Source organism: Mesorhizobium sp. P2_F7, assembly GCF_056403695.1.
Genome location: NZ_JBFUFA010000001.1, coordinates 555,305 through 576,921, shown reverse-complemented (window position 1 = coordinate 576,921; position 21,617 = coordinate 555,305). Strand labels below are relative to the sequence as shown.

Annotated in this window: 19 protein-coding genes; 13 read left to right on the top strand and 6 right to left on the bottom strand. The window is 63.3% G+C overall.

Features of this window, described 5'->3' with window-relative positions; translation table 11 throughout:
* Positions 1-6: 6 nt before the first annotated feature.
* The 3 genes from AC1DZ8_RS02635 to AC1DZ8_RS02625 are packed head-to-tail and all read left to right on the top strand — an operon-like array spanning position 7 to position 3,056.
* Positions 7-1,455, top strand: coding sequence for a GMC oxidoreductase (locus tag AC1DZ8_RS02635; protein WP_477400297.1), 1,449 nt, complete (start codon positions 7-9; stop codon positions 1,453-1,455).
* Between the two features lie 14 nt (positions 1,456-1,469).
* Positions 1,470-1,919 (top strand): hypothetical protein, encoded by a 450-nt coding sequence (locus AC1DZ8_RS02630; RefSeq protein ID WP_477300222.1) that lies wholly within the window; start codon positions 1,470-1,472, stop codon positions 1,917-1,919.
* Between the two features lie 57 nt (positions 1,920-1,976).
* Complete coding sequence (locus AC1DZ8_RS02625) at positions 1,977-3,056, top strand: glycosyltransferase (protein ID WP_477400296.1); 1,080 nt, start codon at positions 1,977-1,979, stop codon at positions 3,054-3,056.
* A 12-nt stretch (positions 3,057-3,068) separates the two neighbouring features.
* Here AC1DZ8_RS02625 and AC1DZ8_RS02620 read toward each other — a convergent pair whose 3' ends face one another.
* Together AC1DZ8_RS02620 and AC1DZ8_RS02615 are read right to left on the bottom strand one after the other, a co-directional pair.
* Positions 3,069-4,091, bottom strand: coding sequence for a phosphoribosyltransferase (locus tag AC1DZ8_RS02620; protein ID WP_477300226.1), 1,023 nt, complete (start codon positions 4,089-4,091; stop codon positions 3,069-3,071).
* A 36-nt stretch (positions 4,092-4,127) separates the two neighbouring features.
* Complete coding sequence (locus AC1DZ8_RS02615) at positions 4,128-5,624, bottom strand: lipopolysaccharide biosynthesis protein (protein ID WP_477300228.1); 1,497 nt, start codon at positions 5,622-5,624, stop codon at positions 4,128-4,130.
* A 195-nt stretch (positions 5,625-5,819) separates the two neighbouring features.
* Between AC1DZ8_RS02615 and AC1DZ8_RS02610 the strand changes: the two genes are divergently transcribed.
* The 6 genes from AC1DZ8_RS02610 to AC1DZ8_RS02585 all read left to right on the top strand — a co-directional run bounded on the left by AC1DZ8_RS02610 (position 5,820) and on the right by AC1DZ8_RS02585 (position 13,517).
* On the top strand, positions 5,820-6,995 hold the full coding sequence (locus tag AC1DZ8_RS02610; RefSeq protein ID WP_477300230.1) for a glycosyltransferase family protein: 1,176 nt from the start codon (positions 5,820-5,822) through the stop codon (positions 6,993-6,995).
* 44 nt (positions 6,996-7,039) lie between these two features.
* A complete protein-coding gene (locus AC1DZ8_RS02605) occupies positions 7,040-8,035 on the top strand; it encodes a glycosyltransferase family 2 protein (RefSeq protein WP_477300232.1) in 996 nt (331 codons plus the stop codon).
* Positions 8,036-8,040: 5 nt separating this feature from the next.
* Positions 8,041-8,985, top strand: a complete 945-nt coding sequence (locus AC1DZ8_RS02600; RefSeq protein ID WP_477300234.1) for a glycosyltransferase family 2 protein — start codon at positions 8,041-8,043, stop codon at positions 8,983-8,985.
* Positions 8,975-9,925, top strand: coding sequence for a glycosyltransferase family 2 protein (locus AC1DZ8_RS02595; RefSeq protein WP_477300236.1), 951 nt, complete (start codon positions 8,975-8,977; stop codon positions 9,923-9,925). The genes AC1DZ8_RS02600 and AC1DZ8_RS02595 overlap by 11 nt, the downstream gene beginning before the upstream one ends.
* Positions 9,926-10,050: 125 nt before the next feature.
* Positions 10,051-10,947 carry a UTP--glucose-1-phosphate uridylyltransferase GalU gene (gene galU / locus AC1DZ8_RS02590; RefSeq protein ID WP_477300238.1) on the top strand — a complete coding sequence of 299 codons (897 nt, stop codon included), beginning with the start codon at positions 10,051-10,053 and terminating at the stop codon, positions 10,945-10,947.
* Positions 10,948-11,138: 191 nt separating this feature from the next.
* Complete coding sequence (locus AC1DZ8_RS02585; protein WP_477300240.1) at positions 11,139-13,517, top strand: polysaccharide biosynthesis tyrosine autokinase; 2,379 nt, start codon at positions 11,139-11,141, stop codon at positions 13,515-13,517.
* Between the two features lie 33 nt (positions 13,518-13,550).
* On the opposite strand, the gene AC1DZ8_RS02580 is transcribed toward AC1DZ8_RS02585, so the two are convergent.
* The 4 genes from AC1DZ8_RS02580 to AC1DZ8_RS02565 all read right to left on the bottom strand — a co-directional run bounded on the left by AC1DZ8_RS02580 (position 13,551) and on the right by AC1DZ8_RS02565 (position 18,345).
* Entirely contained in the window at positions 13,551-14,204 is a 654-nt protein-coding gene (locus AC1DZ8_RS02580) for a DJ-1/PfpI family protein (protein WP_477300242.1), read from the bottom strand.
* A 120-nt stretch (positions 14,205-14,324) separates the two neighbouring features.
* Complete coding sequence (locus AC1DZ8_RS02575) at positions 14,325-15,032, bottom strand: metallophosphoesterase (RefSeq protein WP_477400295.1); 708 nt, start codon at positions 15,030-15,032, stop codon at positions 14,325-14,327.
* A 201-nt stretch (positions 15,033-15,233) separates the two neighbouring features.
* Positions 15,234-16,313, bottom strand: coding sequence for an acyltransferase family protein (locus AC1DZ8_RS02570; RefSeq protein ID WP_477300245.1), 1,080 nt, complete (start codon positions 16,311-16,313; stop codon positions 15,234-15,236).
* Between the two features lie 124 nt (positions 16,314-16,437).
* Positions 16,438-18,345, bottom strand: coding sequence for a propionyl-CoA synthetase (locus tag AC1DZ8_RS02565; RefSeq protein WP_477300247.1), 1,908 nt, complete (start codon positions 18,343-18,345; stop codon positions 16,438-16,440).
* Positions 18,346-18,562: 217 nt separating this feature from the next.
* Here AC1DZ8_RS02565 and AC1DZ8_RS02560 point away from each other — a divergent pair, with 217 nt between their 5' ends.
* The 4 genes from AC1DZ8_RS02560 to AC1DZ8_RS02545 all read left to right on the top strand — a co-directional run bounded on the left by AC1DZ8_RS02560 (position 18,563) and on the right by AC1DZ8_RS02545 (position 21,608).
* Positions 18,563-19,354: a DUF2259 domain-containing protein gene (locus AC1DZ8_RS02560; RefSeq protein ID WP_477300249.1), complete on the top strand. Its 792-nt coding sequence runs from the start codon at positions 18,563-18,565 to the stop codon at positions 19,352-19,354.
* 546 nt (positions 19,355-19,900) lie between these two features.
* A complete protein-coding gene (locus tag AC1DZ8_RS02555) occupies positions 19,901-20,188 on the top strand; it encodes a PqqD family protein (RefSeq protein ID WP_454575842.1) in 288 nt (95 codons plus the stop codon).
* Positions 20,188-20,622 carry a lasso peptide biosynthesis B2 protein gene (locus AC1DZ8_RS02550; RefSeq protein ID WP_477300252.1) on the top strand — a complete coding sequence of 145 codons (435 nt, stop codon included), beginning with the start codon at positions 20,188-20,190 and terminating at the stop codon, positions 20,620-20,622. Before AC1DZ8_RS02555 ends, AC1DZ8_RS02550 begins: the two co-directional genes overlap by 1 nt.
* Positions 20,619-21,608 carry a serine kinase gene (locus AC1DZ8_RS02545; RefSeq protein ID WP_477300254.1) on the top strand — a complete coding sequence of 330 codons (990 nt, stop codon included), beginning with the start codon at positions 20,619-20,621 and terminating at the stop codon, positions 21,606-21,608. The genes AC1DZ8_RS02550 and AC1DZ8_RS02545 overlap by 4 nt, the downstream gene beginning before the upstream one ends.
* Positions 21,609-21,617 lie beyond the last annotated feature (9 nt).

Sequence of the window (21,617 nt, the reverse complement as noted above, 5' to 3'; positions counted from 1 at the left end):
TATCTGATGGTGCTTGACGTCAAACCCGAGCAAATCGCCAAGGAACATTTCGATCTCGTCGTCATCGGTTCCGGTTTCGGATCGTCCTTCTTCCTGCATGCCTTCGCGCAACACCGCAAGGCGCGCGTCTTGGTGCTGGAGTGGGGCCGCCACAACACGCATGAATGGCAGCTCGAGCAGAATGCCAACACCGATATCGATGACGAGACGACCTACAAGACCGACAATGCCGACAAGCCCTGGAATTATACGATCGGGCTTGGCGGCGGCACCAATTGCTGGTTTGCGCAGACGCCCAGGTTCCATCCGAGTGACTTCCGCCTGAAGAGCCTCTATGGCATCGGCAATGACTGGCCGATCTCCTATGACGAGCTCGAGCCGTTCTACTGCGAGGCCGAAGAGGTCATGTCGATTTCGGGCGATCCCGACATGGCGACGATGCTGCCACGCTCAAAACCGTTTCCGCAGCCGCCGCATCGCATGTCGACGCCGGACCGGATGATGAAGGCGGCGCAGCCGGGCCAGCATTTCGTCATGCCGACCGCGCGCGCCCGGGTGCCGACGTCGCAACGGACCGCGTGCTGCGCCAATCTGCGCTGCTGGCTCTGCCCAGCCGATGCGAAATTCACCGTCAACAATGGCCTCATGCACGTCTTCGAGCATCCCGACGTTTCGGTCTGCCTCGGCGCGGAAGTGCGGCGGCTCGATCATGTCGGCGGTTCCGTGCGCGCGGTGACGTTCATGCATGACGGCAAGGAATACACGGTCAGCGGCGACCTGTTCGTGCTCGGCGCCAATGCCATACAGAGCCCGGCGATCATGCTGCGCTCCGGACTGGGCAGCGAGTTCGTCGGCCTCGGCCTGCATGAATCCTATGGCTGGAATTTTGAGGTCTATCTCGACGGTGTCGACAATTTCGATGGCTCCACCATCACCACCGGGTTGAATTTCGGCCTCTATGACGGCCCGCACCGGGCCGAACATGCGGCAGCCCTGGTCTATTTCGAAAACCGCTGGCAGCACGGCATGCGGGCGGAGAAGGGACGGCTGCGGCAAACGCTGCCGATCGTCATGGTGACGGAAAACCTGCTCGACCCGGACAATCACGTTGTCCTCGACGAGGACGAGAACGCCTTCGTCTCCTTCAAGGGCGCTTCCGACTATGCCGTCCAGGGCATGGCGAAGGCGTTGGACAAGCTGCCGGCTCTGCTCGCCCCGCTGCCGGTGGAGCGGATTTTCGACCGCGGCATAAGACCGACCGAATCGCATGTCCAGGGGACGCTGCGGATGGGCACGGGCCCGGCCGATTCGGTGGTCGACCGCGACTTGATCCACCACCAGCTGAGGAACCTCGTCGTCGTCGGCACAAGCACCTATCCGACCTGTTCCTGCGTCAATCCCAGTCTGACGGCGGCAGCGCTCTCGATGCGGGCGGCAAGCCGGATAGCGGCATGAAGGGAGCTGCCGGAATGATGAAGATATCGCGCCGTGCAGCACTCGCCTTCGTCGCCGGCGGGGTCGCCTCGACCGGCATCGCCTATGCCGCCGTGTCCTCCTTCTCGGACGAGGACCTGGTCCTGGTCACGCTCGAAAAATACCTCGGCAAGTTGAATATGCGGGTCGAGCATCTGCAGCAGTTCGTTGTTGAATTTCAAAACCGCAATCCCTGGATATCCCCGAGCGGAAACCTGGGCGACGCCGTCACCTTGCTCGAGACGGCGAAACTGGGTCAGGCGCGCCAGCTTCTGCCGCGGGAGAAGCGCCGCTATCTCAGGCATTTCGACCGCGTCGTGCTCGCCGAATTCCACATGCTGACCGACTATGCCTGGCGCAGCTCGCCGAACGATCCCATCCGCTTCACCGGGTGGCAGTCATGCACCAATCCATTCGCCAATCTGGAGCCGCCCAAGGTCGCTTGAGCAACGGCAACGGCGTCGTCTGCGGCCGTCCAGAATAACGACAAGGAACACAGTTCGATGAAAGTGCTTTTTGCAGGAGGCAGCGGTTACCCACCCGAGTTCAGCGGCGGTGTCCAGTCCAGCACCCACCATCTGGCCGAGCAGTTGCTCGAACATGGCCACGAAGCCTCGGTGCTGGCCGCTTTGTTCGGCGACGGCATGTTCGGCCTCAAGGCGCGCGCCAAGATGAAGCTCTTGCGGCAGCGCGGCGCCATCGATTCCCACCTTGGCTACCCCGTGGTGCGGGCCTGGTTTCCGTGGGAGGCGGCGGGTTTTGCCGTCAAGAAGCTCAAGCCGGATGTCGCCGTGGTCCAGTGCCACAACTCGGTTCCGATCGGCAAGGCGCTGCAGGCCGAGGGCGTGCCGCTGGTCGTCTATCTCAGGAACGTCGAGTTCCACGAACTCTCCGGCGACCTGCGTGACCTGAAGTCGGCGCTGTACATCGCCAATTCCGAATTCACGGCGCGCACCTACAAGGAAAAATTCGGCATCGAGGCGACGGTCATTCCGCCGACCATCAACCCGGCGCATTACGCGACGCCAACGACCGGGCAATTCGTCACGCTGATCAATCCCTATGAGGAAAAAGGTTTTGATCTTGCGGTGGGCATTGCCGGCGCATGCCCCGAAATCCCGTTCCTGTTCGTCGAGAGCTGGAAGCTTGAGGACGACCATCGCGCCCGCATCGAAGCGACCATTGCACCGCTCGGCAACGTCACGCTGGAGAACCGCACCAGCGACATGAAGACCGTCTATGGCCGCACGAAGATTCTGCTGGCGCCCTCAAAGTGGGAAGAGGCCTGGGGCCGGGTGGCGTCGGAGGCCCATTGCAGCGGCATTCCCGTCGTCGGCTCGCGCCGTGGTGGCCTGCCCGAAGCGATCGGCTCCGGCGGCGTGGTGCTGGACTATGACGCGCCGCTCACCGACTGGGCAGCAGCGGTCAGGCGGCTGTGGAACGACAGCGAGGAATACAAGCGGGTATCAGCGGCGGCACGCGCCTTCTCCGAGCGGCCGGCGCTCAACCCGGAAGCGCAGTTCGCGACCTTCTTTTCGCTGATCGACCGGGCGGCGCAACAGCGCTCGCGCAAGGCCGCGTAGCAGCAGCGATATCTAGGCCGGCCGCTTCACCCGGTTCTTCAACGTCTCGTAGCCGCGCTCGCCCAGCAGCGTGCGCGCCGCCTTCTTGACTACCGACTTGCGCCCTTCGGGCGAATTGATCTGGCGCAGTCTGGCCGGCAGGTTGCGCGCCGCCTGCTCCAGCGCCGGCAGCGACAGCGTGTCGGGGAAGGAGACGATGTTGGTTTCGACGCACAGCACCGGCTTGCCCGACAGTTTCGCTATTCTGAGCGCCTGCTCGTGTTCGCTCTCGATGAACAGGATGGCGTCCGACTTGCGGTAGAACTCGGCCTTGAAGCTGCCATGCGCGCCGAGCCTTTGCCGCTCCGCCTTGCTCGGCAGGTCGAGCATGATCAGGTGGTCGTATTTGATCTCGTGTTTGGCCAGCCAGGCTTCGGTCAGCTTGCGGTATTTCTCCAGCCGGCTGGTGACCAGCCAGCCGATCTTGCGGGTCGGTCCGAGCAGCGTCCGCGCCTCAGCCAGGAATTTCTCGTAGATCGGTCCGTCGTCATTTTCTTCCTCGGTCGGATCGAGACAGAGCACGCCGTCAATGTCGACGCAGCATTGCTCGAGGAAGATGTGGTGCATGAAATTCCACTGGAACATCCGGGGATGCGGCACAACCTCGAGCACAACATCAGTCTCCTGGTGCTGCGGCTGCAGCCCGAAAACCGCGGCGTAGACGAAATCGCCCTGGATGCCGGCGGCAGCGATCTTGTCGCGGGCGTCGCGTATGGCGTTGCCGCCGGCGATGCTGTCGTCGATGACCAGGATCTTGCGCATATCGGCATGCTGCCGGTCGAGCGCGGCGCGCCGCTTGGTGATGCCCGACGTGTAGATCCTGCCGGCGAGAAAGCTGTCGAGATCGGTCATTGGAATGTTGGCCGTCAGGCTGACCAGCGTCGCGGCGAGAATGCCGCTGCGGGGAACGCCCACCACCAGGTCGATGTCGCGCGGCAACCGGTGCAGATTGCGCAGGATGGCGTCGTTCATGTCTGAGATCGATCGGTAATTCATGCTGCTAGCCCTCAAATAGATGCGCGACAAACATGGTCACTTCGCCTCGCTGGGTGCCGGGGCAAAGCCCCGTGCGGGTATCAATTTCATGGCCTCCCGCAGCGCCTCGCGGCCGGCGCTGAACACAAGCGAGACGGCAATCGTGATGACGTAGGCCAGCACGGCTCCTGCGGCCAACGCGATGACCGGCTGTGCCGGCAGCAGCGGCTTGGCGAACCACACGGCGGCCAGCGCCAGATGCGCGCCGAGCACGAAAGGCGCTGCCCCGTAGAGCACATGGCGGGCCTGCAACGGTCCGCTCTTGCCGACATAGAGCCACAGGAACGGCGTCCTGAGATATTCGCTGACCGCATAGGCGACCGCGACGCCGAACGCGCCATAAGGCAGGCCGATCACGAAGGCGATCACCGATGTCACGGCGGTGACGATGCCCCAGCGCATGAAATCGCCGGAGCGGCCCTGGCTGACGAACAGCCAACCCGCGGGATTGTTGAGCGGCTGCAACAGCCCGGCAAAGCCGAGCGCCAGGAAGATCGAGGCGCTTGCACGCCATTGTTCGCCAAGCACGAAAGGAATGAGCACGTCGGACATGGCAGTGGCGAAGGCAACGCCCGGCAACGCCACCAGCAGGATCAGCGGCATGACGCGCAGGTAGGCGCTGCGATAGCGGTCCGGCTCGTCCTTCAACCGGGACAGCGCCGGCACCATCACCTTCGACAGCGGATTGGTGATCTGGCTCAGCGGAAACAACAGCAACTTGTAGGCGCGGTCATAGAGACCGAGCTGCGCTTCGCCCCAATATTTACCGATCAGCACATTGTCGAGATTGCGGGCGAAGAAGTTGGCAAAGTTGAAGCCGGTAATGCCGGCGCCGAAATTGATCAGCGCCCTGATGCCGTCGACCTTGCGCGGCAGGCCGGGGCGCCATTGCGAGCTTGCCCAGTAGCAAAGCGTCGGCAGCACGGCACCCGTCAGCGTGCCGGCGAAGAGCGCCCAGTAGGAGCGGTCGATGAAGGTCCAGGCGATCGAGACGGCCAGCCCGAAGACCGCGCTTGCCACCTCGATTGCCGCCAGCCGGGCGAACTGCATGCGACGCGTCAAAAGCGCCAGATGCTGAGCGCCGAGCCCATAGGCCATGATCTGCAGCCCGAACGCGGCCACCAGGCCCGTCACCCGCGGTTCGCCATAGAAGGCGGCGACCAGGGGTGCCGCGCCCGCGAGCACACAAGCCAGCACGGCGCTGACCGCGACATTGACCCAGAAGAGGTAGTTGACCTCCTCGTGCCGGATCCCGGTCTTCTGGATGGTCGCCTGGGTCAGGCCGAAATCCTGGAACAGCGCGATGAAGGCGAGCACCGGCGCACACATCGCCACCACGCCGAAATCCTGCGGCGACAGAAGCCGCGACAGCACGATGACGGAGACGATCTGCGTCGCGACCCGGACGCTTTGCGCCATGGCGGTAACGACAGCGCCGCGTCCGACCGATTTGCGCAGTGAGCCCTCGGGCGGATCGAATGCACTGGTTTCCAAATTCAGGATTCCTGATTTTACGCCGGTCCGACAATCGTCACGACCGGCGCCCGCCGCCATCAACAAACTACAGCAATACGTTTTTGCAGTGCAACAAAAAACGTGCACTTATTGCTACGGCGCACCAAAAATGTTGCGATGCAGCAAAAGCTGGGTTAGCATTCCCTTGGGTGGGCCAACAGCGGTCGAGTTTTCATGCTGCATGTCTTGTACCTTGTGCACGACGTTTCCGACCCGGCCGTGCGCCGGCGGATCATAATGCTCAGGGCAGGCGGCGCGCGGGTCACATTGGCCGGCTTCCGTCGGACCACAAATGCCGTTCCCGACGTCGAGGGTCTGCAGCCGATCGACCTTGGCGCGACGCGTGACGGCCGATTCGGCCAGCGCATGGCGGCGGTCGCCAAGGCGGCGCTGTCGATAGGTTCCAAGCTTGCGGCAATACCCAAGCCCGACCTCATCATTGCGCGCAATCTGGAAATGCTGGCGCTTGCCAGGCGTGCCAAGGCTGCCTTTCGCGGTGGCGTGCCAATCGTCTACGAATGCCTCGACATCCACCGCCTGGTGCTGCGCAACGACATACTGGGTAAGGCGCTGCGCACCGCGGAACGCTATCTCGCCCGCGACGTGAAGCTTCTGGTGACGAGCTCGCCGGCCTTCATCGCCAATTACTTCAAGCCGTTCGGGCAAGTCGCAGCACCTGTGGAGCTGGTCGAAAACAAATATTTCGAAACCGCGCCGATCGCCACGGACGATCGCCTGAAGGTGGAAAATCCTGTCGCGCCGCCCTGGCGCATCGGCTGGTTCGGCGCGCTGCGCTGCCGCCGCTCGCTGGAACTGCTGGCCGATTTCACGCGCCGCCAAGGTGGGCGCTTCGAGGTCGTCCTGCGGGGCCGTCCGGCACTTTCTGAATTTCCGGATTTCCACGCTTTTGTCGAAGCCGAGCCTTACCTCTCCTTCCGTGGCCCCTACCGCAACCCGGAAGACATGGCGGCGATCTACGGCGAAGTGCATTTCTCCTGGGCCATCGACTTCTTCGAGGAAGGGCAGAACTCGGAATGGCTGCTGCCCAACCGTCTCTATGAAGGCTGCCGCTTCGGCGCCGTGCCGATCTCGATGGGCAACACCGAGACCGGGCGCTTCCTCAACCAGCAGGACATCGGCATTCTGCTCTCCGAAGCCACACCCGAGACGCTGGAAACCGCGCTCGGCCGGATGGACCAGGAGCGCTTCGGCAAGGCCAAGGCGCGCGTGCTGGCCCGCAATCCGAGAACCTGGAGCTACGACCGCAGCGACTGCCGCGCCTTTGTCGACAAGCTGCGTGGTCTGGCGGCGGCACCCGGCGGCCCCTTCGCCACCGAGGCATTGGCCTAGGGATGATTGGCGATGAGAAAAGTGCAGAGCATGGAAAGGCACCGATGACGCAAACCAAGGCGCTGCCGCCAAGCCTGATCGTCATTCCGTGCCTGAACGAGGCTGCGCATATCGGTGCGCTGCTCGAACAGCTGAGGCCGGCCTCGCTAAGGCTCGGCGCCCGCATCGTCGTTGCCGATGGCGGCAGCACCGACGGCACCTTGGCCATTGTCGAGGCGGTTGCGGCCAAGGACCCTCAGGTCATCCTCCTGCACAACCCAAAGCGCATCCAGAGCGCTGCGATCAACCTTGCCGTCGCCAGCTACGGCGCCGGCGCCGAATATCTCATCCGCATCGACGCCCATGGCGGCTATCCCGCCGACTATTGCGACCGGCTGGTCGAGGAGGCGCTGGCCACATCGGCGGATTCGGTTGTCGTGTCGATGCTGACCAGCGGCAGCGGCGCGGTGCAGAAAGCGGTCGCGGCGGCGCAGAATTCCAAGCTCGGCACCGGTGGCTCCAAGCACCGGCACCTGTCGGCTGGCGAATGGGTCGACCATGGCCATCACGCGCTGATCCGCATTTCAGCCTTCACCGCGGTTGGCGGCTATGACGAGACCTTCAGCCACAATGAGGACGCCGAGCTCGATTACCGGCTGCGCCAGGCCGGCTACCGCATCTGGATGAGCGGCAAGACGCAGATGGTCTACTATCCGCGTTCGTCGCTGAAAGGCCTGTATTTCCAGTATCTCGGCTATGGCCGCGGCCGCGCCAAGAACGTGCTCAAGCACCGCATGATCCCGAAGGTACGGCAGATGATTCCGCTGCTGGTGGCGCCCGTCGTTCTCCTCGCGGCATTTTCCTTCATCCATTGGCTGGCGGCGGTGCCGCTGCTGGTTTGGGCCTCGGTCTGTCTCGGCTATGGCATCGTGACCGCGATTACCCAGCGCAATCCCAACAATGTGCTGGCCGGTATTTCGGCCATGGTCATGCATTTCGGCTGGTCGGTCGGCTTTTGGCTGCAACTGCTCGGGGCGCGATCGCAGCGCAAGGTGGCGTGATGGGCATGGCCTCCAGGGATCGTCGCATCGACATCTGCGTCTGCACGTTTCGCCGGCCGGAACTGGCCGACACGCTGCGCTCGCTTGCGGCTCTTGCCATGCCTGCCGGCTTCGGCATCGGTGTCATCGTCGCCGACAATGACGACGAGCCGACCGCCGAGCCGCTGGTGACTGCGCTAGCGAGCGAATTGCAGCTGCTGGTCCGCTACCGGCATGCACCGGCGCGCAACATCTCGGTCGCCCGCAACGCCTGTCTTGACACCAGCACGGCGGATTTTGTCGCCTTCATCGACGACGACGAAACCGCCTCCGCGCAATGGCTGGCCGAATTGGTCGCTGCGGCGGAGACAAGCGGCGCCGAGGCCGTGCTCGGCCCGGTGCGGGCGCTCTACCGCCCGGATGCGCCGGACTGGATGCGCAAGGGCGACTTCCATTCCACCTTGCCGGTCTGGGTGCAGGGCGAAATCCGCACCGGCTACACCTGCAACGTGCTTCTGAGGATGAGCGCCGACAGCTTGCGCGACCGGCGTTTCAGCCTGGCGCGCGGCCAAAGCGGCGGCGAGGATACCGAGTTCTTCGATCGCATGGTCAGGGACGGCGGCCGCATCGCATTTGCGCCGCAGGCCTGGGTCGAGGAAGTGGTGCCGCGTTCGCGCGCCGCATTCGACTGGCTGCGCCGCCGCCGCTTCCGCTTCGGCCAGACGCATGGCCACCTCATCGGCCAAAATGCCGGTGCTGTCAGACGCGCGAAGAATATCGGCCTTGCCTCGGCCAAGGCAGCCTACTGCTTCGGCATGGCCGCGCTCACCGCGATCAGCCCCGTCCGACGCAACCGCAGCGTCTTGCGCGGCATCATGCATGTCGGTGTCGTCAGCGGCCTGGTCGGTATCAGCGAGATTCGCCAATACGGCCTGCCATCCCCACAGCAAGGAGGCAAGCGTGCAGCCTGACGTCTCCTTTGTCATCGCCGCCTACAATGCCGCGGCCACGCTTGACCGGGCGATCGCCAGCGCCATCGCCCAGCGTGATGTCAGTGTTGAAATCATCGTCGTCGACGACCAGTCGCGCGACAACACGCTCGACGTCGCGAGAGCCTACCCGCAGGACATCGTCCGCGTCGTCGCACTGCCCGCAAATCGCGGACCGGGTGGCGCCAGGAATGCCGGGCTCGAGCTGGCCTGCGGCCGCTGGGTCGCGGTGCTCGATTCCGACGACGCCGTCCTTCCCGGGCGGCTTGGCGCCATGATCGCGCGGGCGGAAAAGGCAGGCGCTGTGATCGCCGTCGACAACCTTCAGGTGGTGCGCGAGGACGGCGTTGCAGAAGCGACGATGTTTCCCGCCGACTATCTGGAAAGCCTGCGCGAGATTTCGCTCGCCGACTACATCGCCGGCAACATCGTTTTCGAGTCCACGTTCAATCTTGGCTATCTCAAGCCGATCTTCCAGCGCCGCTTCCTGACCGAAAACAGACTTCGCTATGATGAAAATCTGAGCATCGGCGAGGACTACATCCTGCTCGCCAACGCGCTGGCCAAGGGCGGCAAATGCGTGGTCGAGCCGACGACCGGCTATATCTACCACATCCGCACAGGTTCGATCTCGCGCGTGCTCGAGCTTCACCATGTCGAGGCGATGCGCAAAGCCGATGCGGTCTTCGCCGAGGCCAATTCCATGGACGCGGCTGCCGCGGCCGCCTTCGCCAGGCGCGCCCGCAGCCTGCGCAAGGCGGCATCGTTCCTGTCGCTGGTCCAGCACATCAAGGCGCGCTCGCCGTTGAAGGCGTTACGCACCGCGCTAAGTGATCCGGCGGCTGTCAGGCATATGTCGATGCCGATCGCCGTCCGGCTACGGAGGGTGGCGGCACAGTTTGCCGTGGGGACGGGGAGATGAAGCATGCGGGCCAGTTTCTAGAGCATGATCCCGAAAAGTGGAAACCGGTTTTCGGAAAAGATCATGCTCCAACAATGAATTGCCGGCGATAGGTAGAAATCTTTTTCTCTCAGAAGGAATAGCAGATGCAGAAAGTCAGGAAGGCAGTCATCCCGGTGGCGGGACTCGGAACACGGTTCCTGCCGGCGACCAAGTCGATGCCCAAGGAAATGCTGCCCGTGGTCGACCGGCCCGTCGTCCAATATGCGGTGGACGAGGCTTTCGAAGCCGGTATCGAGCACATTGTGTTCGTCACCGGCCGCAACAAGGCTGTCATCGAGGACTATTTCGACCTGCATCCTGAATTGATCGGAACGCTTGAGCAGACCGGCAAGAAGACCCAGCTGGAGGCGCTTGAAAGCATGCTGCCGGTGGCCGGCGCCACCAGCTTCATCCGCCAGCAGTCGCCGCAGGGCCTCGGCCATGCGGTGTGGTGCGCGCGCGAAGTCATCGGTGACGAACCGTTTGCGCTGCTGCTTCCCGACATGGTGTCGTTCGGCGGCCGAGGATGCCTGGCCGAGACCGTCGATCTCTATCAGCAGACCGGCGGCAACGTCATCGCGGTCGAACGCTGCGAGCCGTCTGAGACCAGCAAATATGGCATTGTCGGCCGAGGCGCCGAGGTCGGCGGCGGCTTCGAGGTGACGGCCATGGTCGAAAAACCTGCGCCGGCCAATGCGCCGTCGAATTACTACATCAACGGCCGCTACATCCTGCAGCCCGAAATCTTCTCGTTGCTGGGCAACCAGCAGCGCGGCGCCGGCAACGAAATCCAGCTCACCGACGCCATGGTCCGCCTGGCGAAAAGCCAGTCTTTCTATGCCCAACCGTTCCACGGCCGGATGTTCGACTGCGGTTCCAAGGAAGGCTTCATCGAGGCCACCATCGCCTTCGCCTTGGCGCGCGACGACATGAAGGGGCCGGTCTTCAAAATGCTTCAGGAGTTCGTGCGGTCGCATGAGCGTCAGGAAGTGGCCGCATAATGCCCATCTTTCGAGGGCATATGCGTTTGGACGATGGCGCAGCTCATGCTTGCGCGCCCGGCCGATCAGGCCCGGCGCCAGATGGCACGAAGCTTGCGTTGCATATCTCGCCCCCGATCTCCGCAGCTTCGGATGAGATGGGGACTGACCCCGTCTCGCTCCGGCGCCTGTAACCTAGAATTGGACCGAAGATGAATTATGCCAGCTTTCCTCTCGACAAGAGGATGCCATTGCCCAACACTGATCAGGAAAAGGGTGAAGACTTCATCGACGTCGAGCGCCTGCTTGGCATGGCGGCGCGCCAGGTCAAGGTGGTGGCGGTCTGCGCCATCATCGGCCTTTTCCTGGGCGTGCTTTATCTGCAGACCACGCCCAAGCAATATATGTCGGTCGCCAGCGTTCTGATCGACGAAGGCCTGAACAAGGTCGTCGACGACATCTCGGCTGCCTCCGTCACCATGCAGACCGACGCCGCTTTGCTCAGCCAGATCGAAATCATTACGTCGGCGCGGTTGGCTTCGGTGGTCGTCGACAAACTGAAGCTCGACGAGAACGCTGAGTTCATGAACCCGCCGCAATCGGCGCTGGTCAAGGGCATCGGCTTCGTGCGCGGCGTGATCGGCTATTTCCGCTCCAGTTCCGCCGACCAGATTCCCGGTATGGAAAACGTCGACGAGGCGACACGCCAGGCCATGATGCAGACGGCGCGCCACGACTACGCCGTGCTGAAGTTGCAGAGCGAGGTGCTGGCGCAGCGCAACGGCCGCTCCTATGTGCTGGCCATCGGCTACCAGTCGACCAATCCGGCGCTGGCCACCGCAATCACCAAGGCCTATGCCGATGCCTATCTGGCCGACCAGCTCAACGCCAGCTTCGACGCCACCGAGCGCGCGGCGGTCTGGCTGCAGGGCCGGTTGACCGAGCTTCGGCAAAACTCGCAGGCAGCGGCGCTCGCGGTCGAGAAGTTCAGGTCAGAGCACGGCCTTGCCGCCAACAGCGACGGCCAGCTGATCAGCGACAAGCAGATCGCCGATCTTACCGCCCAGCTCATCGTCGCGCAGGCTGATACGGCGCGCGCCAGCGCCCGCTACCAGCAGTACAAAACCATCGTCGAAAGCGGTTCCGACAACGCCTTCAACGATTCCGCCATATCGAGCGACCAGCCGGCAAGCTCCGTCATTGCAACGCTCAAGACCCGCTATCTCACCGTCGCCAAGCGACTGCAGGACGTGACGGCCAATTTCGGCGCCGACCATCCGCAAGCCGTGGCGTTGGCCAAGGAGAAGGCCGATCTGTCGACACAGATTTTCGGCGAGTTGAAGCAGCTGACCGAAAGCTATCGCAACGAATATGAAGTCGCGCTTTCACGCGAGACGTCGCTGAGGCAGAAGATCGCCGACGCTGCCGGCAAGAGCTCCATCGACAACCAAAGCCAGGTCAAGCTGCGCGAACTCGACCAGCAGGCGCAGGCGCTGACCACGCTCTACCAGACCTTCCTCGGCCGCTACGAGGAAGCCTCGCAGCAGCAGTCTTTCCCGGTCGGCAAGGTGCGCATCATCTCGGATGCCTCGCAGCCGCTTTCCGCCTCGAGCCCGCGCTCCTCCAGGGTGCTGGCGCTGTCACTGGTGCTTGGCGTGCTGCTTGGCGCCGGCTTTGGTGGCCTGAACGAGTTCAACGAACGCTTCTTCAGGACCGGCGAGGACATCCGCGATCGCGTCGGCCTCAAATTTCTCGGCTATCTGCCGACAATCGGCGGCAGGCTGGGCAAGGATACGGACGACGGTGGGGCGGATACCAAAGGCACCAATACCTTGTCGGCGGCCGAAAAGCGGGCGCGCATGCGGGTCAGCGTCGACGCGCCGGCATCGATGTTCTCCGAAACGCTGCGCAACGCCAAGATCGCCTTCGATGTCGTCATGGAAGGGCAAGGCAGCCGGGTCATCGGCGTGGTCTCGGTCCTGCCTGGCGAGGGCAAGTCGACGGTCGCGGCCAATCTGGCCGGCTTGCTTGCCGCCAACGGCTCGAAGACCCTTCTGATCGACGCCGATTTGCGCAATCCGGGTCTCAGCCGCAACCTCGGCATGGAGGCCGAGCAAGGGCTGATGGAAGCCGTGGTCAACGGCCAGACCTGGCAGTCGGTCGGCAAGGTCGATCGCCAGACCAAGCTGGCGATCATCCCGGCCGTGCTGCGCGGGCAGTTCTCGCACACCAGCGAGCTGCTTTCGTCGGCCGGCATGCGGCGCTTCATCGACAACGCCAAGGAGACGTTCGAGTACATCGTCGTCGACCTGCCGCCACTCGGGCCCGTGGTCGATGCCAAGGCCTTCGCGCCGCTGGTCGACGGCTTCGTGCTGGTCGCCGAATGGGGCCGCACACCACGCGCCATGGTGCGCTCGCTGCTGGAGCAGGAGCCTTACGTCGCCAACAAGGTCGTCGGCGCCGTGCTCAACAAGGTCGATCTGAAGAAGCTGGCGAAGTACAGCTCGCTCGGCGGTTCGGAGCGGTTCTTCGATCGCTACTCGACCTACTACCTCGAAAAGTCGGAACTGCGCGCCAAGACGGCCGCGTAAAGCCGGCGCAGAACGAGTTCAAGCAGGCCAGTGTTAGACGCTGGCCTGCTTTGGTCCCTTGGCTTGCGGAATGGGGCAAGACGCCGGCGCCGGCGGTATGGCGCTACTGACGGGTGGCGAGGGATAGTACTGCGTCGTTTGCTGAACCTGCTGTGCGGCAACCGTCCCTTTCAGCAGCTGGATCAACATCAGCGCTTCGTCCAGTCCCGACGAAATCCCGCCGCCGGTCAGGCGGTTGCGGTCGAGCACGAAACGCGGGTTGCCCTCGGCGACGATGACTTTGGGAAAGCGCTCGGCGAAGCAGGGAATGAACGCCCAGTGCGTGGTCGCATTGTATCCGTCCAGCAGCCCCGCGGCGGCGAGCAGCATGGCGCCTTCGCACACCGAGCATACCATCGGCGTACGCTTCGCCTGCTTGATCAGAAAATCGAGATATCTGCGCTTGGGGTCGTCAATGATCTTGGCAAGCGCCTTCGGGTCGCCGCCTGGCACCCAGAGCGCATCGTATTTGCGCGCTTCGGCAAAGCCTTTGGTGACTTCAAAGGCGAATCCGTTGCCGCGGAACCGTTTCATGCCCGGCTTTTCGGCAAGCAGATCGATCTCGAATCCGGCCCAGCCGAACATTTCGAACGGACCTGTCACGTCGAGCATATCGACATGATCGTAAACCGGAATGCCGATCCTCATCGTCGCGCTCCTGGCAAAACCTCATTCAACTGTCGAATGAAAGTATTATTGCCATGGTTACCTCGAAATCAAAGCATGGGATAGAGAATCGCCCTGCCTTTTTCTGGGCCGGCCCTGCCCTCAGGAAAAGATCAGCTTGCCGAATTTGTCGGCGATCCTGACGGCCGTCAGTCGGCCGCTGTGAAAGGCGCCGGTGTCGATATCGAGCCTGCGTCCGTCGAGCCGGGGGATGTCGACCGGCGTATGTCCGTGCACCACAAAGCGGTCGAGCAGATGGGCGGCATCGAAGAACTCGTCGCGGATGTTGAGCAGGTCCTGCTCATCCTGCGCCACGAGGTCGATGCCCGGCCTGATGCCGGCATGGACGAAGACGAATTTGTCCGAACAGAGCAACACCGGCAGGCTGCGCAGGAAGTCGATATGGCTGGCCGGGATGACCTCCTTCACGCGCCGGTCGACCTCGTCGCTGGATGCATAGAGGCTGGCAAGCCGCGCCGGATCGACGCCATAGGAGAACAGCGTCTCGCGACCGCCGACCGCCAGCCAGCGATCGCGCGAGAGATAACCGTCGAGATAGTGCAGCATCGCCACTTCATGGTTTCCCGCCAGGCAGACGCGCAGGAAGCCTTGTGGCGGCGGCGCCAGAAGATGGTCGAGCACGCGCGCCGATTGCGGCCCGCGGTCGATATAGTCGCCGAGCATGACGATGATCTTGCGCCCGCGAAATTGCAGCCCGTCGAGCGCGATCTTCTCTTCCAGCGACAGCAATTCCTTGTAGCAGCCATGCACGTCGCCGATCGCGTAGACGACCGTGTCCTCCATATCCATTTCGAAGCGCTCGCGCGGCGCCGTCCGTGGGGGTCTGGATCGCTGAAACAAGGCCACTGGGGCTCGATGCCTGCCGAAAAATGGGTTTCGTTGCCACGCTACGCCTTCATGGCGCACCGCAAACCCGTGGATACAGGGCAGGCGTTGGAAATTCCATAACGGCGACCAACTGCTTTCGCCGGGGGTATCGAGGCCTGGTGGTCAGGCGGCCTTGAGGCGGTAGCGGAACACGGTGTGGTCGAGCAGAAGCCGGATGCGCGGCTCGGCCTCGATCGCCACCAGCCAGCTGGCGGCAATCATCGTCGCCCCGGCAACGGCGATCGAAAGCGGATAGGGCACGCCGGCGCGCATCATGGCGCCGATCATCGCCGCGCCGACGACGTCATGCAGGAGATAGAGCGGATAGGTCATCAGGCCGATGCGGCGCCAGCCGGACCAGGACAAATCGAGCCGCAAAGACCATGCCATCAATACCACGGCGGCGAGGAAGATGACGATCGGCGGCGCATAGGGCATTGCCGCTTCGACCTTGATCGCATGCACGTCGACGGAACTCATGATCTCCAGCACGCCGCCGGCCAGAAACACCGCGGCAAAGCCGAGCCGAGCCGGGGTCACCGCCTTGAACCGCATCAGCCACAACAGGACGCCGAGCGCAAAGAAACAGCCATGATGCACCAGCGTCAGCTGCAGCCAGCGCGTCTCGGCGAGGTTGGAAAGATCGAGGGGATAATACAGGCACCAGAACAGCGTGCTGACCAGCCCGATGACGATGGCGACCGTTTCCATCAGATCGAAGCGGCCGAGCCTGAGCAAGGTCCAGACAATGGCGTAGAAGGCGATCTCGATGCCGAGCGTCCAGTAGACGCTGTCGACCCACGGATCGAAGGGAACGAACAGCCCGGTGCGCAGCAACCGGATTACCGCATCTGTCGGCCAGCTGAGGCCGAGACAGAGCAGCACGACAGCGGTGATCGGGGCGCAAACCCAGACCGCCGGCGCCAGCCGCTTCACCCTTGCCTCGAAGAACCGCAAGGGCGTCGAGCGCTCGGCGCTGAAGGCGATGACGAAGCCGCTGATGACGAAGAAGATTTGAACACCGACCCAGCCGGAGCCGACAAAGGCCATTTCCGGATGCGGCGGGATACCGCCGGTGGCGCGGGCCGAAATACCGTCGGGAAATGCCCACACCCAGAAGCCGTAGTGGTAGAACATCACCATGGCGGCGGCCAAAAAACGCAATATGTCGACGCCGCCGAATGTCGTCTTGTGCTGAGCCATGCCGTACCTTCGGGATGGCCCCCCACGCAAACTTTAAAGTCTGTTGCTGCATTGCACAACAGACGATTGCAGTGCGGGATGATTTTGCCGCCTCTGTGCGGCTCCGCCCCCGCAGCGCCGGTGGTCAGATCCCGATGCCGCGGTCTTTGAGCGCCGCGGTGATCTCGTCGAAGATGACAGGATCGTCGATGGTCGCCGGCATCGTCCACGCTTCCTTGTCGGCGATCTTCTGCATGGTGCCGCGCAGGATCTTGCCGGAGCGCGTCTTGGGCAGGCGCTTGATCGTCACCACCGTCTTGAAGGCGGCGACCGGGCCGATCCGTTCGCGCACCAGCGAGACCACCTCGCTTTCGATGGCAGCGGCATCGCGGGCAACCCCGGCATTGAGCACGACGAAGCCGAGCGGTATCTGGCCCTTCATTTGATCGGCGATGCCGATGACGGCGCATTCGGCGACGTCGGGATGCGCTGAAAGCACCTCCTCCATGGCACCGGTCGACAGCCGGTGGCCGGCGACATTGATGATGTCGTCGGTGCGGGACATGACATAGAGGTAGCCGTCCTCGTCCATCATGCCGGCGTCGGCGGTCTTGTAGTAGCCGGGGAACTCCTCGAGATAGGCCTGCCTGAAGCGGGCGTCGGCATTCCACAGCGTCGGCAGGCAGCCCGCCGGCAGCGGCAGTTTCACCACCACATTGCCCAGAGTGCCGCGCGGAACCTCATGGCCGGCATCGTCGAGCACGTGGATGTCGTAACCGGGCATCGGCACGCCGGGCGAGCCGTATTTGACCGGCAGCAGGCCAAGGCCCGCCGGGTTGATGGTCATCGGCGAGCCGGTCTCGGTCTGCCACCAATGGTCGACCACCGGCACGTTGAGTTTCTGCTCCGCCCATTTGATGGTTTCGGGGTCGGCGCGTTCGCCGGCGAGGAACAAGGTGCGGAATTTCGACAGATCGTATTTTGGAACGAAGTCGCCCTTGGGGTCCTGCCCCTTGATGGCGCGAAAGGCGGTCGGCGCCGTAAACAGGGCCACCACGCCGTGTTCGGCGATCACCCGCCAGTAAGTGCCGGCGTCGGGCGTGCCGATCGGCTTGCCCTCGAACAGAACGCTTGTCGCGCCATGCAGCAGCGGCCCGTAGACGATGTAGGAATGGCCGACCACCCAGCCGACATCGGATGCCGCCCAGAACACCTCGCCCGGCTTGACGCCGAACTCGTTTTCCATCGTCCATTTGAGCGCGACCATATGGCCGCCATTGTCGCGCACGATGCCTTTCGGCTGGCCGGTCGTGCCGGAGGTGTAGATGATGTAGAGCGGGTCGGTGGCGAGCATCGGCACGCAGTCGACATTGGCGCCCGCCGCACGCTCGCGGGCGACCGCGTCGGCGAAATCGATGTCGTAATGGTCCGCCAGATCGCAGCGCAGCTGGTCGCGCTGCAGGATCAGGCAGGCGTCCGGTTTGTGCTTCGACATCTCGATCGCCTTGTCGAGCAGCGGCTTGTAGGCAACGACGCGTCCCGGCTCCAGGCCGCAGGACGCCGAAATGATCAGCTTCGGCTTGGCGTCGTCGATGCGGGTGGCGAGCTCGTGCGAGGCAAAGCCGCCGAACACCACCGAATGCACCGCGCCGATGCGGGAGCAGGCCAGCATGGCGATCGCCGCTTCCGCCACCATCGGCATGTAGATGATCACGCGGTCGCCTTTGACAATACCGCGGTTCTTCAGCACCGACGTCAGCGCCACCACTTCGCGCTTGAGCTCGGCATAGGTGAATGTCTTGACCGTGCCGGTGATGGCGCTGTCATGGATCAGCGCGATCTGGTCGGCGCGGCCGCCGGCGACATGGCGGTCGATGGCGTTGTAGCAGGTGTTGCAGGTGGCGCCGTTGAACCAGCGGCCGTAAACGCCCGCACTGGCATCGAACACGCTGGTCCACGGCGAATACCAGTCGATCGCCTCGGCGGCATCGGCCCAGAATTGTTCCGGGTCGCGTTTCCAGCCGTCGTAGACCTCATGGTAGCGTGACGCCATTCACCCCTCCTCGGGAAATTCCCTACCTGCAATAGCCTATGCGGGTTTTTTCGGCCATGTCTTCCCTCAAATGCCATGTGGCTCCCGAAATTCGGCAGATAGTCGCTCTCGCCTTGGCCACAAATTGCAGGCACGATTGCCTGGGTTTGAAATCGGGGCAGGGCGCGCAATGATGGTGCGATACGGGGTTGGATCTGCCGTTGCAGCAGCGTTGCTGTTGACGATCGTTTCCGCCGCCCAGGCCGGCGATGCCGCGGCCAGGCGCATCATCGACTTTTCGCCCGACGGCAATTATTTCGCCTTCGAGCAATATGGCGAGATCGACGCCGCTATTTCCGGCTGGTCGCAGATCGATATCATCGACACGAGAACCGACGAATTCGTCGGCGGCAAGCCGATCCTCATCGTCGACGAATCGGAAGAGGCGACAACGACGGTGGAGCAGGCACGGGCGCAGGCGGCCAGCCAAGCCGCGCCTATCCTGGCCAAATATGCCATCGCCGCGCCCGGTGAGCGCACTGGCTTTGACCGGTTCACCTTCCCGGACGACACGGTCGAATACAACGACATCTTCCGCCTCGAGCAAGCCGGACAGAAATGGCTGTCGCCCTTCTATGATGAAACGGGGATTTCGACTTTTCAGCTCGATGAGATCCTGGGCGACTCGAAGACGGATTGTTCGGCAAGCTTCGACGATGCAAAGCCGGACGACCAGCAAGGCGACAAGACGCTCCAGGGTGACAAGGCACTTCAAGGTGACAAGACGGGCAAGGCGCTCGGCTTCCGCCTGTCGCTGCAGGGGCAGGACGGCAAGCCGTTCAAGGTGCTGCACGAGGACAAGGCGGTGCCCGGTTCGCGCAATTGCCCGACCTCCTACAGCCTGTCGGAATCCTACAAATACACCCCACCCGGCAAACCGGCCGTGCTGGCGGTGCTGGTGCAGCGTTTCAGCCAGGGCTTTGAGGGGCGCGACCGCCGCTTCATTGCGGTGACCGGCCAAGTGCGCTGAACAAACTGGCACGCTGAGCCGCATCCTGCCTTGCGGCAGGCGGCAACGGCTTATGAGCCCCAGTGGGGCCCGTGTCTGATATCAGCTCTTAAAGCGGCAAGGCCGCCAGCATCAGACCGACGCCACCGGCAATCAATATGGCGGCTGCCAGTGCCTTCCGATGGCGTTCGAACGCCGTCGGAGCACGCTCCCAATTGTAACGCATACCCAATGCTCTCCCAAAACCCGGCGACTCCATAGCTTACTTAAGGTAAGAAAAGCAAGACTTTGACACCGTCCGATAGCCGGCTTGACGGTTTGCGGCAGTGATTATCGCGACTATTTCTGGGGTGCTTTCCTGCCTTCAGACCTTGAACGATGTGGAAGCTACCACAACCCAGGATTGGATGTCGCCACCATGTTTTGGTTGCGTGTGTCGTAGAGGCGTTGGCGTTGCCGGATTGCCACAGGTCGGTCAGACTGACCTGTTCTCCTTCTCGCCCGCGCAATGGACAGCGCCGCATCGCCGCGCTATCTGCTCTCCAGCAAAATGGTCTGGAGGGCGCCATGGCCCAAATCGCTTCTGAAATGGTCCTGCGGCTGGCGGACGACGCCTCGGTCCAGCATGTCGGCGACGGCGCTGTTGTGCTTTTGGCGCGCAGCGGCCAGCTTTACACCTGCAACGGCACCACCGAAGCCTTTCTCGACAAGGTCGACGGCGCCCGCAGCCTCGACCAGATCGTCGTCCTGCTTTCCGACGAGTTCGAGGTCGACAAGGATACGCTCGACCAGGACATGGCGGCGTTGGCCGCCGAGCTGGTGAGCGAAGGCATTCTGGCCGACCCGGCTCTCTGATGGCGGATGGCGTTCTCCTGCGCACCCTGTTTCGCGTCCATTTGTGGACAAGCGCGCGGCTGATGCCGGTCCTGATAGGCCACCGCAGCTTCGAATCGGTGTTGAAATGGGCGCCGCTCAGCGCGCCTGCCCCCTATCGCGGCCTGTCGTCCGCCTACATCGTGGCTGCCGTCAACCGCACCGTCAGGCACCCCTGGCTGATGCGCGATCGCAGATGCCTCAGGGAAGGCCTGCTCGCCCACCGCTTCCTGCGCTTTGCCGGCTTCGATCCGGACCTGCGCTTCGGCGTCGATCCGAAGTCGATGCAGGAACCGCGCATGTCGGCCCATTGCTGGGTCTGCCTCGACGGCCGGCCGGTGGTCAGCGACAGCCTCCCCGGCATGGTGCAGATCTATCGCCATCACGCCGATACCGGAAAGGCGCATGCCGCTTGACCGGTTCGGCGGCCACGTTCTGTTTTGACCTCAAGGGTCAGGTCATCAGCATATCGGCCTCGCGGGCCGATCTCTGGCCGAGCTTCGACCTTTTGCTTGGCACGTTGCGTGTGGCTGACCCCGTCGAGCCCGCTTTCCGCGTCAACATCGTGGAGACATCGGAGTTACAGGAATCGCCTGCCGGAAAACTCGCTTTCGACGGCGATGTGCCGGAGGACGGCCATTGCCGGCTGATCGATGGCGGCGTCCTCGTTCACCTGATCTTTCCCGGCCTGCAGACCGTCTCGATCAACGCCGATGAGGGCTGGGCCGAGATCCGTGTTCATCCCGACGCCAAGGTCAAATGGACGTTGCTGATGATGGTGCTGGATGCCGCGCTCGATGCCGGTGGTCAGCACATGCTCCACACGGCCGGCCTGACATTGCCCGGCCGCGAGGCGCTCGTGCTGATCCATGCGCCGAGCGGCACCGGCAAGTCGACGACGTCGCTGGCGCTGGCTTCGCAAGGCTTCGGCCTGTGCTCTGACGACGCCATGATCCTCAAGGTTTTGGCCGATGGCGGTATTACGGCCTGGGGCTTGCCGCGCAAGGTGAAGGTCCACCGTCACACGGCCGCAATGCTGCCTTTCGTGGCTCCCTGCCTTGGCGACAAATGGGACGCCAATGGCGAGCAGGCCGTTTCGCTGGAACGTCTCGCCGAGATCATCCGCATCGAGGAGACAATCGACAGGCCGGTTGCGGCGCTGCTTCATCTCGCCCGCTCGCCGGATGCGCAAACCCGGCTCGTCCCCATGACCAGGACAGACGCCATGGTGGCGCTCGCCACCGACAATGTCAGGACCGGCATGACCGGCCTTTTGCCGGCGCAGAAGCGCCGCATGGCAACGATCGCAACGCTGGTCAAAGCGGTTCCAACCTTTACGCTGGAAGTCGGCGAGAACCCGGCCGAGGCGTCAACATTGATCCGCGCCGCGCTGGCAGACTGAGGCACCCAC

Coding starts and splice junctions, on each gene's coding strand:
- AC1DZ8_RS02635 (WP_477400297.1), top strand. CDS start 7: ATGGTGCTTGACGTCAAACCCGAGCAAATCGCCAAGGAACATTTCGAT.
- AC1DZ8_RS02630 (WP_477300222.1), top strand. CDS start 1,470: ATGATGAAGATATCGCGCCGTGCAGCACTCGCCTTCGTCGCCGGCGGG.
- AC1DZ8_RS02625 (WP_477400296.1), top strand. CDS start 1,977: ATGAAAGTGCTTTTTGCAGGAGGCAGCGGTTACCCACCCGAGTTCAGC.
- AC1DZ8_RS02620 (WP_477300226.1), bottom strand. CDS start 4,091: ATGAATTACCGATCGATCTCAGACATGAACGACGCCATCCTGCGCAAT.
- AC1DZ8_RS02610 (WP_477300230.1), top strand. CDS start 5,820: ATGCTGCATGTCTTGTACCTTGTGCACGACGTTTCCGACCCGGCCGTG.
- AC1DZ8_RS02605 (WP_477300232.1), top strand. CDS start 7,040: ATGACGCAAACCAAGGCGCTGCCGCCAAGCCTGATCGTCATTCCGTGC.
- AC1DZ8_RS02600 (WP_477300234.1), top strand. CDS start 8,041: ATGGCCTCCAGGGATCGTCGCATCGACATCTGCGTCTGCACGTTTCGC.
- galU (WP_477300238.1), top strand. CDS start 10,051: ATGCAGAAAGTCAGGAAGGCAGTCATCCCGGTGGCGGGACTCGGAACA.
- AC1DZ8_RS02585 (WP_477300240.1), top strand. CDS start 11,139: ATGAATTATGCCAGCTTTCCTCTCGACAAGAGGATGCCATTGCCCAAC.
- AC1DZ8_RS02580 (WP_477300242.1), bottom strand. CDS start 14,204: ATGAGGATCGGCATTCCGGTTTACGATCATGTCGATATGCTCGACGTG.
- AC1DZ8_RS02575 (WP_477400295.1), bottom strand. CDS start 15,032: ATGGATATGGAGGACACGGTCGTCTACGCGATCGGCGACGTGCATGGC.
- AC1DZ8_RS02570 (WP_477300245.1), bottom strand. CDS start 16,313: ATGGCTCAGCACAAGACGACATTCGGCGGCGTCGACATATTGCGTTTT.
- AC1DZ8_RS02565 (WP_477300247.1), bottom strand. CDS start 18,345: ATGGCGTCACGCTACCATGAGGTCTACGACGGCTGGAAACGCGACCCG.
- AC1DZ8_RS02555 (WP_454575842.1), top strand. CDS start 19,901: ATGGCCCAAATCGCTTCTGAAATGGTCCTGCGGCTGGCGGACGACGCC.
- AC1DZ8_RS02550 (WP_477300252.1), top strand. CDS start 20,188: ATGGCGGATGGCGTTCTCCTGCGCACCCTGTTTCGCGTCCATTTGTGG.